The 13,299-nt window shown below is 63.4% G+C and carries 13 protein-coding genes, 1 tRNA gene and 1 pseudogene; 2 read left to right on the forward strand and 13 right to left on the reverse strand.

Going from position 1 to position 13,299, the window contains the following annotated elements; all coding sequences use genetic code 11:
- Nucleotides 1-9: 9 nt before the first annotated feature.
- The 3 genes from BLW25_RS09950 to BLW25_RS24920 form a co-directional block, all read right to left on the reverse strand.
- Entirely contained in the window at nt 10-558 is a 549-nt protein-coding gene (locus tag BLW25_RS09950; RefSeq protein ID WP_092898647.1) for a hypothetical protein, read from the reverse strand.
- 94 nt (nt 559-652) lie between these two features.
- Nucleotides 653-2,029: a protein rep gene (locus tag BLW25_RS09955; RefSeq protein ID WP_143040492.1), complete on the reverse strand. Its 1,377-nt coding sequence runs from the start codon at nt 2,027-2,029 to the stop codon at nt 653-655.
- A 955-nt stretch (nt 2,030-2,984) separates the two neighbouring features.
- Complete coding sequence (locus BLW25_RS24920) at nt 2,985-3,422, reverse strand: GNAT family N-acetyltransferase (RefSeq protein WP_253188546.1); 438 nt, start codon at nt 3,420-3,422, stop codon at nt 2,985-2,987.
- Between BLW25_RS24920 and BLW25_RS24925 the strand changes: the two genes are divergently transcribed.
- On the forward strand, nt 3,411-3,737 hold the full coding sequence (locus BLW25_RS24925; protein ID WP_253188563.1) for a hypothetical protein: 327 nt from the start codon (nt 3,411-3,413) through the stop codon (nt 3,735-3,737). The two genes, BLW25_RS24920 and BLW25_RS24925, sit on opposite strands and share 12 nt — an antisense overlap.
- On the opposite strand, the pseudogene BLW25_RS24930 reads toward BLW25_RS24925, so the two are convergent.
- From BLW25_RS24930 to BLW25_RS09975, 4 genes and pseudogenes are all read right to left on the reverse strand, one after another.
- Nucleotides 3,690-3,929, reverse strand: a pseudogene (locus BLW25_RS24930) (MarR family transcriptional regulator); the annotation flags it as partial. The gene BLW25_RS24925 and the pseudogene BLW25_RS24930 overlap by 48 nt on opposite strands.
- A 520-nt stretch (nt 3,930-4,449) precedes the next feature.
- Nucleotides 4,450-4,917, reverse strand: coding sequence for a hypothetical protein (locus BLW25_RS24935; protein ID WP_253188345.1), 468 nt, complete (start codon nt 4,915-4,917; stop codon nt 4,450-4,452).
- Nucleotides 4,918-5,467: 550 nt separating this feature from the next.
- Complete coding sequence (locus BLW25_RS09970; protein ID WP_092898654.1) at nt 5,468-6,160, reverse strand: MgtC/SapB family protein; 693 nt, start codon at nt 6,158-6,160, stop codon at nt 5,468-5,470.
- 835 nt (nt 6,161-6,995) lie between these two features.
- Nucleotides 6,996-7,202: a cold-shock protein gene (locus BLW25_RS09975; protein WP_092898656.1), complete on the reverse strand. Its 207-nt coding sequence runs from the start codon at nt 7,200-7,202 to the stop codon at nt 6,996-6,998.
- Nucleotides 7,203-7,422: 220 nt separating this feature from the next.
- Here BLW25_RS09975 and BLW25_RS09980 point away from each other — a divergent pair, with 220 nt between their 5' ends.
- Nucleotides 7,423-7,677: a DUF982 domain-containing protein gene (locus BLW25_RS09980; protein ID WP_092901834.1), complete on the forward strand. Its 255-nt coding sequence runs from the start codon at nt 7,423-7,425 to the stop codon at nt 7,675-7,677.
- Nucleotides 7,678-8,272: 595 nt separating this feature from the next.
- Here BLW25_RS09980 and BLW25_RS09985 read toward each other — a convergent pair.
- The 6 genes from BLW25_RS09985 to BLW25_RS10010 all read right to left on the reverse strand — a co-directional run bounded on the left by BLW25_RS09985 (nt 8,273) and on the right by BLW25_RS10010 (nt 13,271).
- Nucleotides 8,273-8,348: transfer RNA gene (locus tag BLW25_RS09985), tRNA-Lys, on the reverse strand.
- Between the two features lie 648 nt (nt 8,349-8,996).
- Nucleotides 8,997-10,325 carry a sulfite reductase subunit alpha gene (locus BLW25_RS09990; protein ID WP_092898658.1) on the reverse strand — a complete coding sequence of 443 codons (1,329 nt, stop codon included), beginning with the start codon at nt 10,323-10,325 and terminating at the stop codon, nt 8,997-8,999.
- Complete coding sequence (locus BLW25_RS09995; protein ID WP_092898660.1) at nt 10,309-11,346, reverse strand: FAD:protein FMN transferase; 1,038 nt, start codon at nt 11,344-11,346, stop codon at nt 10,309-10,311. Before BLW25_RS09995 ends, BLW25_RS09990 begins: the two co-directional genes overlap by 17 nt.
- Nucleotides 11,347-11,358: 12 nt before the next feature.
- A complete protein-coding gene (locus BLW25_RS10000; protein WP_216279346.1) occupies nt 11,359-12,000 on the reverse strand; it encodes a PepSY-associated TM helix domain-containing protein in 642 nt (213 codons plus the stop codon).
- Nucleotides 12,001-12,008: 8 nt separating this feature from the next.
- Complete coding sequence (locus BLW25_RS10005; protein ID WP_092901839.1) at nt 12,009-12,551, reverse strand: DUF2271 domain-containing protein; 543 nt, start codon at nt 12,549-12,551, stop codon at nt 12,009-12,011.
- 105 nt (nt 12,552-12,656) lie between these two features.
- A complete protein-coding gene (locus BLW25_RS10010) occupies nt 12,657-13,271 on the reverse strand; it encodes an EF-hand domain-containing protein (protein ID WP_092898662.1) in 615 nt (204 codons plus the stop codon).
- Between the last annotated feature and the right edge of the window lie 28 nt (nt 13,272-13,299).

Below are 13,299 nucleotides of genomic sequence, written 5' to 3' on the forward strand. Positions count from 1 at the left end.
ACAGCCCTGTTACCAGCGGTTCCGCCAGTGGAATATATCTTGCATGCTATCAGCATTCGGAACATGCAGTTCCTCTTTGTGCTCAAGCAGAAACTTCCAGACGTCCTCTTGCACAACGTAAGGCCATTCCAAGACGGAGTTGGTTCCGCCGAGCCTTAATATCAGTCCCTTTGCCACCAGAGGTGCGAGCCTCCTGTTATTGAACTCTGCGGCAAAAGCCCTCCTGCCAGTCGTCACCAGATATGCCAAGATCATCATCTCTTCCGGGGGCGCAGCGGACACCTCCGCCTCCACGGCGGCTTTAAACCTCTTCCTCGCCCTTGCCCGCTTGATAGAATTCCATACCGCGATGGGAGCATACACGATGTTCGCCGCCAGAATGCTGAAAGAAAACACCCCCACGATTACGGCGGTGGTGAGCAGGAAAGGCGGAGTGCTCGACAGGTAAGGAAGCTGATACCAGTCCCCCGCTATCACAATTGCACAACCCACCAAAGCAGCGAGGGCCGGAAACCAGCCAGCCTGCAAGGCGGCTATGAAATCCTTTAGGCTCGGCAAACTTAGTTCCTCCGTCAATGCTGCGAGCCTAGCGGCACCCCGAGATTTGGGGAAGAGGGAGCAATGGCATTCAAACCGCCTGATGCGCAGGCGGCTATGCCGCCGCCCGCACTTTCTCCCACCATAGTCCGGCCCGCTGCCGAAAATCGGCGCTGCGGGCCGCGTCCGCCGCCGCCTGCACATCGGGCGGTGCATCGAACAGCGCCAACAGCGCCAGCATCTCATCCCCCGCAGTGTCTGCATCATGATGCGCGGCCTCTCCATTGCCTCCCGATGTGGGGTGCGGATTGGCCGGGGCAGCTGCGGTTTCGACCAGTTTCGGCGATGCCTCCGCCTCATCATCATCCCGCCCAGCCATCGCCACCGCAACCGCCGCCGCGCCCCCGATTTCCGCCGCTTCCATCATCCGGACCCGCTTTCTGGCGACCGCCGACCATTCCACTCCCCACTCAAAAACCGGCTCCGATATCTGCCCATCTTCGGATTCCTGCGCCGCCGCCGCCTCGTCCGCGACCTCGGCCACCCCGCATTCGGCCTTCAGGCCGCGAGACCATACCAGTTGCCGCCGCCGCTGGCCGCTAGTGGCCTCGAAATACTCCAGCCACAAATGTGTCTCGCAATTTCCTCCTGCGGCAGCGAGGCGGGCCAGTTCCAGCGGGATACGGCCCTTCGCACCCGCCTTTCCGGCACGCCCCGCTTTGCTGTCCCGCAACGTCATTTCCGCCGCGACGCCCCATTTTGTCACATAGTCGCCCGCCACAGCAGCGCCCTGCGCATCGAAAGCCGCCGCCGCGCCGTCCAGATCGAAGGCCCGCAGTGATACGCGCCACGCTTCCGCAAGTGGCTGGACCATCGCCAGAGCCTCCGCCTCGTCCGCACAGCGCAGCAAGACGATCTCGTGGAAATGAGGGTGCCACCCATGCGCGGTGCCGTGCGTGATTTCTGTGGCAGTAACGGACCCGGCATAGGGCAGCGCCCGCCATTCCGCCCGTTGCCGCAAACGGCGCTTTGCGTTCTTCATGCCTTCCAGCAGATCGGCCAGCCTGTCGGCGCGGCCATGGCGAGCGGTGAGCGTCAGCATGACCGGCACCAACTTCTGCTCCCGCGCCCACGCTAGGAGGGTGTTCATTTCGCCACGCCGAACGCGGCTCACACGCGCCCCGCAGACAGGACAGCCCCACACGTTGCCGCAGATCACAAGCCCCTTATAGCTGGCCCGCTGCACTGCGTCAGAACCTTCACCATAGCTGTTCAGGTGCAATTCTACCTTCGCCGCTATCTTGCACCATTTACACTTCCCAATGCGATGATCGTGGCGGACATGGCGCTGCACCAGTCCTGCAACCGCCCGCTGGTCGGCATGGACTTGCCGCCGCAAATCCCTGAAAACCTCGGCTTTCTTTGCCTTGTCCCGCTCGGGGTTCTTGCACTTGCGCGCCTTGGGTTTCCCCTTCGGCGGGGCCTTCCGCACGGTCCGTTTGTCAACGGATTCCGTGTATATACCAAGGGGGGCGCTGCCCCCGGCCCTGCGGGCCTCCCCCGTGACCCCTGCGGGGGTCTTTTTGCCCTTGCCAGCGGCAGGGCTGACGCCTGCGGCGTTGCGGCTCTGCGAGCCGGGATTCTTGTAGACAGAAGCAAGGGCAGAAGCTTCCGCGCCGCTGGCAGAATGCAACGCAGTGGCAGAAGTTTGCGAAAAAGTAAGTGTGATGGGCCGATCCCGATTGATCGGCTGCCGCCAGACGTGTTATTTCAGGAATCGAAGGGCTGAAACGGTCAGGGCGGCAAAGCCGATCTGTCTGCTGTTGGCCTTCCGATGCGCCGATCCGCCAAGATACATGCGCGAAGGATAGGCCCTTCCATTTCAGTCCTGCCCGGTCGGGCTGGACGCATTCAAATCGTCCGATTGGACGCTTTCCTGCAAATTGGGGTCATTTGGACGAATCAAGCCCTTGATTTCGTTCAGAACATCAAGCGCCCTACGGGCTGCCACTTCTTAATATATTGCCCCCACAGATCAAGCACTTATAAGATCAGCAAAGACTGGCTCCCAAGCTATCCCCCAAGTACCATTTCGCGGTATGGTGGGTGTACTGCGCCTCTTGCGTGGCGTCGTTAACAGTCCGGCAAAAATCTGGAACAATTTCTGAGGCTGAATCGGGGGCGCGATCCCAATCTTGCGCCGGGCGCCTTCCCTGCGAATTGGTAACATCGATTTAACTAGCTGGCTCGGCGCAGCACCTACCTGCCCCGCACATCGAGCCTCCATATCCCCTTAGAAGCTCCAAAGCTGGCTCTACCCCTGCCCCACTATGCGGACCTCCACGACTGCACCCTGCCAGGCGCTTCATTAAGTTGCCGCGGGCGCAAACTCTGTGAAGTCCACTTGCCGGGGCAAATGTCGAAAGAGCCCATTCCAGACGGTCGCGTTATGCCTGTCTCGGCCTGACAAACCGCTGCTCCATGACTTCGCGCCCCCACTGGCTGCCCCGTCGCTCCTCAGCGAGGACAAAACCGCTCGCCTCGTAAAGATGGCGCGCGGAGGTCAGGCTGCTGAATGTCCAGAGCTGCGTCTGCCCGAACCCCTGCGCATCCGCAAAGGCCAGGGCCGCAGACAGGAGCTTCCTCCCCGTGCCCGTGCCCCTGAGCGCATTATCCACGATAAACCAGCGCAGATGCGCGATGTCCTCGCCCATATCCTCCCCGTCAATCGCGATAGACCCGAGTATCTGTTCGCCCTGCCGTGCTGACCAGATTGCGTTTCGCGGATTGTCGATCCGGTTGCAGAACTCCGCCAGCCCGCCCGCGACGACAGCCTCGAAACGGCGTCCAAATCCGGAGGCCTGCGCATAGTAATGGGCGTGCATCTGGGTGATCCGGGCGATGAGGCCCGTGCAATATCCGAGCATTACCTCAACCGCGGGCCCGTGCTGCCCTTTCCGACGACCGGAGAGAGCCGCAGAATAGATGGACAGCCCGTCGAGAACGAGGCGATCCTGCCCGGGTTCAAGCTGTTCCAGCGCAGCAAGAATCTGATCGCGCGCAAAGGCATGGATATCACTCACACGCCTCCGGCCAGCCTTCGTCAGCGTCAGGAGCTTCATGCGCGCATCCGTGTGGCCGCTTTCCTGCGCAACATCGCCCGAAGCAACGAGCTTCCGGAGCATCCTGCTGACGCTTGATTTTTCAAGTTTCAGCAGGGGCGCAAGCTCGCGTGCCGTTAACCGGCCGGCATCTATCTCGATCAGCGCATGGACAGCGGAGGGAGGAAGATCCGTGCCTGCGAAACTTCCCCCCATGAAGCCGAGTTCCCGGACCAGCTGGCGGGAAGCGAGCCGCAGATTCTGCACGAGATCTTCAGGAGGTGTCATCATGGCCCTCAAATTAGATGTATTATGCAACTAATTTGAGGCGCCGCGCAATGTCAACAGGTGGATCGAATGACGACAATGTCCTGAGTGGATGGCTGCTGCAAAGCATGACTTTTATGACTGCCTGGCGTTCTGTCAGTAGCGGTCTTGTGTTCGGCCTGTTTGTGCAGTTCATCCGACCACTGGCCCTGATGGTTTCCGCGAACCAGGTTCCCGTTCTCGCAATCGGACTATATGTGTCCTGGACAAAGCCCGGGGGATCCTGATGTTACGGCTGACTGATTGCCATCACTTCATGGGCCTTGCTTTCTCGCTGTCTGCCTGCCGCTGTCAGGCGGCTCTGATCTTGTAAGGCTCGTTATGAGTGACGATGGCACAGATGATCCTGGCTGTTTTGTTGACCAGCCTGATTTCCCCATTGCGTTGTCGGCGAAGTTCCGGATTTCCGCTACGACTGCTCCAGAGCCTTGTTCCGCCGCCAGCTGCAGCTGCGAACCACGCGCCACGGTCACATCAGCGGTGGTCAGCAGGGCTTTGCCAGCGGGGTGCCGCTTGGCCCGGTCGTGGTGTTGGCCGTCATGAAGCGCATAATGGCGGCACGGAACGCAGCCCAATCCGCCGGGCCATCAATTGCACCCGTGGCGATGCCATAGATTGTCGCGCAGGGAATGACGCCGAGGGGTTGCCCGCTGGCGCCGGGAAAAATGGCCTTGTCCAGCTCTGCCGTCATGGTGCCTCTCCTATTACGGCGGCTTGCAGCTTTCAGCGCCTCGCCCGATTGCAGCAGGGCATTGCGGGTGCCGCAGCACCGGCATTTCCTGCCATCCCGCTCAAGAATGACATGGCGCATCGCCCCGACAAGCTCCCCGCGACGGTAGCGGTCGCCAACGCCGGCCACCGCGCCGCGATCAGTCGGAGACGGATTGTTTGCGAAAGTGCCGAGGGTTTCCAGTCGCCCGGTTTCGGGCCAGTGGAATGTCGCTGCCGACAAGGACCGGGAGCCGCCGAGGTCGCTCCCGAGGACGCAGAGCCATCACGGCCGGGCAGCTGATCCGGGGAGACTTTGGCACTCAACCATTCGTCGACAGTGACCAGCACTGAGCGATCTTCGGTCGAAACCCGTCCGACACACTTGCCGAAGCCGGAGAGGAGAGCGTTTCTCCATGGCATCGCCCTTTTCGCGATCCCATGCCGCCCGCTCATCCATGATTGCGAAGGTCGGAGCGCCGCCGGGGACAGACTTGCCATCAGCTGCGATCAGCGAAGTTTCGGAACGGCCTGGGGTGAGCAAGCACTCGCTCCGCACCCGGCAGCGCCAGTTCGCCGGGATGGCGGGGGGAACACCGAAAAGATGAGCGAGAGAGGGCGCGCACCTTCGGGGAACGTCAACTCCTGACAAAAGCCACGGTGGTCGCATCAGGGTCACAAGAGGCTCGGCTAATTGCGCAATATAAAATCCTGAGGGATGCGGCAGGACGCTCCCCCCTGACACAGATTGGGGCCTCGGCGCGGGCGAGTCTGGCGGCCCCTTCCTGTGCGCCCTATCCCTCTTCCGAGGCTGACCAGCGCAACCGCAACAGCCCCGGCTCGGCTGCAATGCGTTGCACCGCCTGTTCCAGCCGGGTTTCGACAGTCGCGTCACCGCTGACGGTGGCAATCAGTTCCACCGCGTCGGCCGCCTCGCGCAGCTCGATCCCCGTCAGATGCAGCCCGCTCAGCGCGAGCGTGCCCAGAAGCAGGCTGCGGGCCTGCGCCTCCTGCGCCGCCGGCACCAGAATCCGCAGAGTGAATGGCCGATGTCCGGCGCCGGCAGCCCCCATCCGACGCTTCATCCACTGAACAAATGGCCGCAGCGCGAAATTCACGAATACCACCAGCCCCGTGGCGACCATGGCATAATCCCAGTGGCCTCCGCCCGCGAGCAATCCCACTGCGGCGGCGCACCAGAGCGTCGCGGCGGTGGTCAGGCCATGGACATTGGCCCCGTCACGAAAAATGATCCCTGCGCCCAGAAAGCCGATCCCGCTGACCACCTGCGCCGCGACGCGGCTGGGGCTCATATCGCCGTCGATCAGGGTCGAAAACACCATATAGGCCGCAGCACCAAGGGCCACCAGCGCATTGGTCCGCAGCCCGGCTTTGCGCTGCCGGATCTGCCTTTCCATTCCGATCAGCGCGCCGCAGGCCACGGCGACAGACATATTGGCAGCAGCGGCAAGAAGATCGGCAGGCATCGGGCGCTCCCTCTGGGGAGGGCAACGTTACGCCATCGCGCGCCACCTTGTCACCTGTTTGTGACGATCCCCCCCTCCTCCGGGAGGCAGGTTGTGCAAGGGCAGTGATGTGCTTCGTGTCTCAGCCCGGGCGGCACGCAGGCCCTTCGCCGACACAGCGCCCGCTTTCAGAATTTCCGGTCTGTCCTGCGGTGGCAGGCGGCCCCGTTTGCCCATGTCAGGAGCCTGACCGTGAGGTCCGTCGTGAAAACCTCCGGCAACACGGAACCTCAGGCTGGACCAGCGACAAAGCACGCCGCCAGAAGACGCGCCCTTCTGACAAACAGCGCCGCGCGGCAGCGACCGCAGGGCGCGTCCCGGACGAAAAGGCGGACCGCCCCGAAACCGAGACACGCCGAAACCGGGACCGGCCGCTTTAAGGGATTCTGAGGTCAGGCCTTGTGCCGAAGCGCCGCTTTGTTTCTTGCGGGCCGCCATTCCCCTTTGGATTTCCGCGGGAGTCGCCGGACGGGCCAGATGTTCGGCGAGGTTGCATGGTGTTTTCTGGGAAAAATTGGGCAAAATCCTCTGCAATACAGCCAGTCGCCAGCACGCTGGCTGACAGACCAGGGCAAAACGTCGGCCCGATACACAAAAACGCCCGGAGCCTTATGCTCCGGGCGTTTTTTCTGTCTTCCGACCTTCCACCATTTTAACCGCGTTTGCGATCCGGCCCGAGCAGTAAACGCCAGCAAGACCGGCGCAGGATCGGCGATTTCGGCTGAGCAGATTGCCGTTTCAGGATGGGCCGTGGTTCGTCTCGGAGATCCGTCACATCTGAACGGATCAAAAAATATCAGGCGAGCTTGATGTTGATCGCCGATTCGCGGCCATCGCGGCCTGCTTCGATGTCGAAGGTCACTGCCTGACCATCGTCGAGGCCACGGATGCCAGCGCGTTCCAGCGCGGTGACGTGAACGAACACGTCCTTACGGCCACCCTCGGGAGCTATGAAGCCGAAACCTTTGGTTGCGTTAAACCATTTCACGGTGCCGTTGGCCATCGTGATATCCTTTTCTGATACATGCCGCCCACAGGAAGTGACAGCCCGGCACAAGCGATTATCGAAAACTGCGCCGAATGGATCAGGGTTCAAAAACGTAGATGCAGGCGATTCTTACCACGAAAGCTTGCCTGTGGCAAATCCCGGATCCTCCTGCCCGCATCCGGTCGGAAGAAACCGGCCGGTTGCAGACTGCCCTTGCAATACCCATATGGGCGGAATGATAGAAACAGACTGGGGTAAACCCCTGCACATCGCCGTCACCCCCCAGGGTGATATTCAGAAATTCACCACAATCGAACAGGCACGGTACTGGCTTCGTAAGCGCTGGCCGGTCGAAGACGAGGCCCGGACCACAGCGCTCACCCGGATCGAGGCCGCCATGGCATGTATCGGAAGCGTTGGCTCCGCCAGGCGGGCCTTCCTTGCGGCAGCCAGTTCTGCCGGGTTCAGAACAGAAACCCGCGTCGCCTGAGGTTTGAAACGAGAGGTCAGAGCCGCCCCTGAATGCAGAGGGCGGCTTTTTCGTCTGGGCGACCTTCAGGGCACGAGATCTTCGGAAATATTGCGTTTAATTCCGGATCAAAGGGGGGGGGCGCCAGGTGTTCAGACCCGACATCTGGTTGATCGGTTCGACCTGGCCGCCCTCGGGAAAACGGTCCCCGGACTGTTTTCTGATCCTCGCGGCTCCAGGGATGGTTGGGCCGGGTCAGCCGGTGTTCGATACCCCCTCGCCATAGTCTCCCGGACCTGTTCAGACCTCACCGGGCCGAACAGCGCTGGTGTTACCGGTCATACTCCGCCAGGGCGAGGCATCAGGCCGGAATCTTGCACCCGGTGATCAAGCGCCCATAGCTGTCAGGATCCATGCAGGAACTGACGCAGAGTTAAGATCCTGACCGTAAAATTTTCCTGCCAAAGCTAACCGTAGTTTCTGCCAGAGCTGGCGGCGCGCAACACCGTCAATCTCCATCGAAGTGCCGTTGAAAGATTGTAACCCCGGATATTACCCGGCAATCCCAACCAACTGAAAAGGGCTCAGGCATTTCTGCCTAAGCCCTTGATTTCAGTGGTGAGCCCGACAGGATTCGAACCTGTGACCCACTGATTAAAAGTCAGTTGCTCTACCAACTGAGCTACGGGCCCACTGTGGATGTGGCGTTTAAGGAAGGTCGCCGGGAGGGTCAATACCCATGGCTGAAATTTCTTAAACAAATTTCTCCGGGAGGCGATTTTCCTGAAAACTGCCGTCCTCAGAGCCTGCGATGCCCTGCACCTGGCCGGGCATCTCGGTCGGGAACCCGTCAATCGGGTCCGGATCAATGATTCACGAGCGCCGGCTCTGCCGCATGTGACCTGGCACCAGTCAGTTCCCCGCATAATCGCCGAAGCGGGAACAGTCTGACTGCGCCGGCCCCTGGCGCGACACAAGGTAAGGGGCTCTGCCAGTCTCGTTTCCGAACAAAGATCTCTGACCCGATTGATCGGGTCGCGCCAGGCTGTCCGGGGCTATGACGACATATCTCTGCCAGCGGATCCTGAGGAAGCAGGCTATCCCTGACAGAGCCGGAACAGTGCCAAAGCAAGGACCGTGAAGGAACCGTGCTCGCACTCGGAGGAGCCGGAGCCTCTGCCCTGTGCCTGAGAGGCGCAGGGAAGGGCCGCAAAGGGACAGGCAGCGGGAGAGCGGGTCTCGACTATGGATGCTGCACCAGACGGCCACCAGATGGGCACTCCGGCGGCGAGGCAGGCAGCCGCCTGCCTGTCACCGCGATGTGGCGGCAGGTCGGGGCGTCAATAGATATCGCGGCGCAGACGGCGCTCTGTCATCAGGCGCGCGGTTTCGTCCTTGCCCAGCACCTCTTCCAGCGCCTGCTGCACATCTGTCGCCATCCCCTCACGCCGGCCGCAGATCCAGATACCGCCACCCGCCGCGACATGCGCCCTTACCGCCGCCGCCGAATCGCGCAGGATTTGCTGCACATAGCGCGGCCCTCCCCCTCCGCGCGAAAAGCTGCGGTCAAGACGCGCAAGCCCGCCACTGGCCAGGTAGCCGGACAGTTCCTCTGCGAAAACAGCGTCATGGTCCGGGCTGCGCTCGCCGTGGATCAGCCAGACAGGGCCGCTTGCCTTCAGGGCCGCGCGGTGGCGCAGATGCGCCAGCAGGCCGGCCAGACCCGATCCATTGCCGATCAGCAGCATCGGCATCGCGTCATCCCCGGCATGAAAGCCGGGATTGGCACGAATCGACAGGTCAATGGCACCGCCCTCGCCCAGTTGCCGGCAGAGCCAGTGCGAACCGGTGCCGGGGCGACCGTCCTCCGAAATCACCTCGCGCAGAATCAGTTCCGCGCGCCCGGAGGCCGGCAGCGAGGCCAGCGAATAGTCGCGTCTGACCGGGCCTTCGGGGCTGGGGATGGTAATCTCGGCGATATCTCCGGCCCGCCAGGCCGGCAGCGGGCCTTCGGGTTCCAGCACCAGATGCCAGAGCGGGCCGCCCGGGCTGCCGGGGTTCAGATGATGCCGCGCCGCCAGACGCCAGCGTCCGGGTGCGGCGGCAGATACCGGCGCTCCGGTGTTCGTGGTCTCCCCCATCCGGGCGCGCCAGGTGGCAAGCGCAGTCGGCTGGTCACGGTCGACCTCGGTCAGCGGGAAACGGGGCGTGGCGCCGCAGGCCCGCAGCCAATGGTCAAGGCGATGCGCAAAACCGCAAAAGCGCGGATAGTGGCGGTCGCCCAGCGCGAGTATCGCATAGCTGAGCCCGCCCAGCTCCGGACACCCCGCCATCACGCGCGCGAGGAACATCGTGGCATTGTCGGGCGCGTCGCCATCGCCGGTGGTGCTGATGTAGAACTGCGCCTGAGCCGTGCCGGCGAGATCCGCCACCCCGATCTGGTCCAGCGACAAAAGACGCGCGCCCGGGGATGCCGCCGCTGCGGCACGCGCCAGCGCCTCGGAACTGCCGCTCTGGCTGGCATAGCCGATCAGAAGACCGCCTGGACCGGTTGCAGCCACCTGCCCCGCCCGCCGCGCGCGGATCAGGGTCCGGACTGTGAGCCCGGACCAGGCGGCACCGGTCAGCGCTGCCATCGTCCAGTGCAGCGGATCAGCGCTGAGAATCATCGTCAAGCATCTCCTGCAAGGCGGGGGAAATCTCGGTCACGGCACCTTCCGGCCCGCGCCGGATCATCAGGGCCGCAACCCCGGCGATGCGCGCAAATGCCATGCCCCGCGCAGCCCCCTGCACCAGAAGCGCCGTCGCCAGGGCATCGGCCTGCATCACCGTTGGCGCCAGCACAGAGACCGAAGCGAGGTCATTTTCCACCGGCCAGCCGGTCGCAGGGTCGATCGTATGGGCATAGCGGCGCCCGCCATGCTGAAAGCCGCGCCGGTAATCGCCCGAGCTTGCCAGCCCCCAGCCGTTCAGCGCGATCACCAGCGGGCGCTGCCCGTTATGGAGCCCCCCCGGCGGCGACTCGATCCCGACCCACCAGGGCCGCATATCGGGCCTGAGGCCGCGTCCGTAGAATTCCCCACCGATTTCAATCAGATGCGATCCGATGCCGGCCCCGGCCAGCCGGGCACTGATCAGATCAACGGCATGGCCCTTGGCGCTGCCACTGAAATCAAAGCGCAGACCGGGTGGGAAATGCAGACGGTTGCCCTCCAGCCGCAATCGCGCATGGCCGCTGATTTCGCGCGCCACTGCGATCTCTCGCGGCTGCGGCAGCTGGGCCAGGGCGGAACGCGGGCCCGGCGGGCCAAAGCCCCAGAGATCGACCAGCGCGCCCAGCGTCGGGTCCGAAGCGCCTCCGGTCTGATCCGCCAGCTGCAGAAGCGGCGCAAGCAGCGCCAGAAAGCCTTCAGACAGTTCCGCTTCCCCTGCCCCGTTGCGGTGGAGGCGCGAGACCTCGCTTTCCGGGGTCCAGGGGCTGAAGAGCGCGATCACCCGCGCGCATTCCGTCTCGACCAGGCGCTGCAGCCCGGGGCCTGCGCCGGGCGGCGCCCAGGCGATCAGTGACCAGCCCGTGCCCATGGTCTCGCCCGCAAGACGGGTCTCGACCCAGCCGGGCGGCGGCGGCAGAACCGGCCCCCGGACCACCAGAGGCGGGAGGATAACGCGGTTGCGCGACAGGGTTTGCATCGCGGACCGGCCCTAATGGATGAACAAAAGCGCGATGATCAGCGGCAGAGCAAAACTTGCCCAGCCGAGCGGCCAGGTGGCCGGGCGTAATTTCGCATGCATCCAGAGCAGCCCGAAGCCGGTAAGGGTGAAGATGACACAGGCCAGCGCCAGAAGGTCAATGAACCAGGACCAGACCGGCCCGGCATTGCGGCCCTTGTGCAGATCATTGAGCCAGGCCAGCCAGCCACCATCGGTCAGCCGGTAGGTGACATCACCACTGGCACGGTCAATGGCCATCCAGGCATCGCCTCCGGGACGCGGCAGGGCGATATAGACCTCATCGGCATTGGTCTCGGTCGGGCGATGGTCAAGCGTCACGCGGAACTCACCAGCCGCCCAGGCGGCGACAGCCGCGGGCACCGGGGTCTCGCCCGCTTCTGGCATAGCACGGATCGCGGCCAGAAGGTCAGGCGGCAGGCTCGCGCTCAGCTCGACCGTCTCGGGACGCGTGGCGAAGAGGCTGGCATTGTTAAGCGTGAAACCGGTGACCGCGAAGAGGAACATCCCCGCAAGGCTGAACGCTGCGGAAACCCAGTGCCATAAACGGAACTGGCGCAGCCAGAAGCTGCGCCCCAAAGTTGTCGCCAGCAGATTGCCTGCTTGCATGAGCATCCCTTTCCTCAGGGGTTCGCGGTCACTTTCAACCGGGTAATCTCACGTTCGCCGGTCACTTCGGCGCTGTTCTCCGCGTCGCCCCAGCGGAAGGGCGCGCGCAGGGTTTCCCGCCCGCCATCCTCGCGCGAGACCTCGACGGCCAGCACATAATCGCCGGCGCTCAGCCCGGTAAGCGCGGCATTTTCAGGGGCGACCGCAACTTTATGGGTGCCGGGGCCACGGGTCGGCCCGCTCAGCCCATCGGCCGGGAGATCGAGCTTTTCGCCCTCGGCCCGCCACCAGCTGCGCAGATCGCGCAGGAAGCCGCGGCCGAGATTGTCGCGCAGCCTTGTGTCATACCAGACCGCCACGGTGCCGCGGATCTCTTTCGAGCCCGGCTCTTCGATCCAGGCCGCGAGATAGGGGCGGTAAGCGGGGCTGGCCTCGGGCTGGGGCAGCGTCACCTCGAATTCCAGCCCGGCAGCCAGAGCCGGGCCGCTCACCAGCGCCAGCGTCGCCGCAACGGCCAGGCGCGCGGCGGGCATCGGGCGGGTATTGTCATCTGTCATCATCAGCACCAGTCATCGTCAGCACCCGGGGGGCAAAAGCGGTATAGATGCCTCACGGCGGGCGGGAAGCCGTCACCCGCCGCAAGGCCAGGGACGGGGCTGCGATCAGTTCGCAGCGCCGTCCTTTTTCTCGTCTTTCTTATCGGCCTGATCATTGCCGTCATCCTCGCGGACAGGCGCCGGATCGGCGGCCGAGACGAAGCCATCGCCATCGGTGTCATTGCGGGCAAATGTCTTGCGGGCGGATTCGAGATCTTCTTCCAGCGACAGGAACCCATCCCGGTCACGGTCAATCAATGCGAACCGCACGCCGGCCTGTTTCAGGCTGGCCTCAAAACGCTCACCGCTCGGATCGCGGCCCTGATCGGCATATTGCTGGCGCAGGCGGCCCTCGAATTCAGCAACATATTCCGCCTCATTGAGCCTGCCATCGCCATCCTTATCGGCGCCCCGGAAACGCTCGGTCCGCACCTCGATCAGCTCCTCAAGCGAGACCTTGCCGTCGCCATTCTTGTCATAAGAGGCGATAAAGGCCGCCTGGCTGTGGCCGCCGGCAATGCCCGGCTTTGGCGAGGCATCGGCCGGATTGTCGGCCGCCGTTTCGGTCGTAGTGCCGGATTCGGTGGCTGTGGTCTCTTCGCTTTGCGCGAAAGCGGCGCCGGACAGGGCCGCGATCAGCGCGAGGCTGAGGCTCAGGGTGGTTTTGCTGCGGTCGGCCATGGGGGGACTCCGTTCCTCTGGCTGTGGT

The sequence above is a fragment of the Rhodobacter sp. 24-YEA-8 genome, from assembly GCF_900105075.1.
Taxonomy (GTDB): Bacteria; Pseudomonadota; Alphaproteobacteria; order Rhodobacterales; family Rhodobacteraceae; genus Pseudogemmobacter.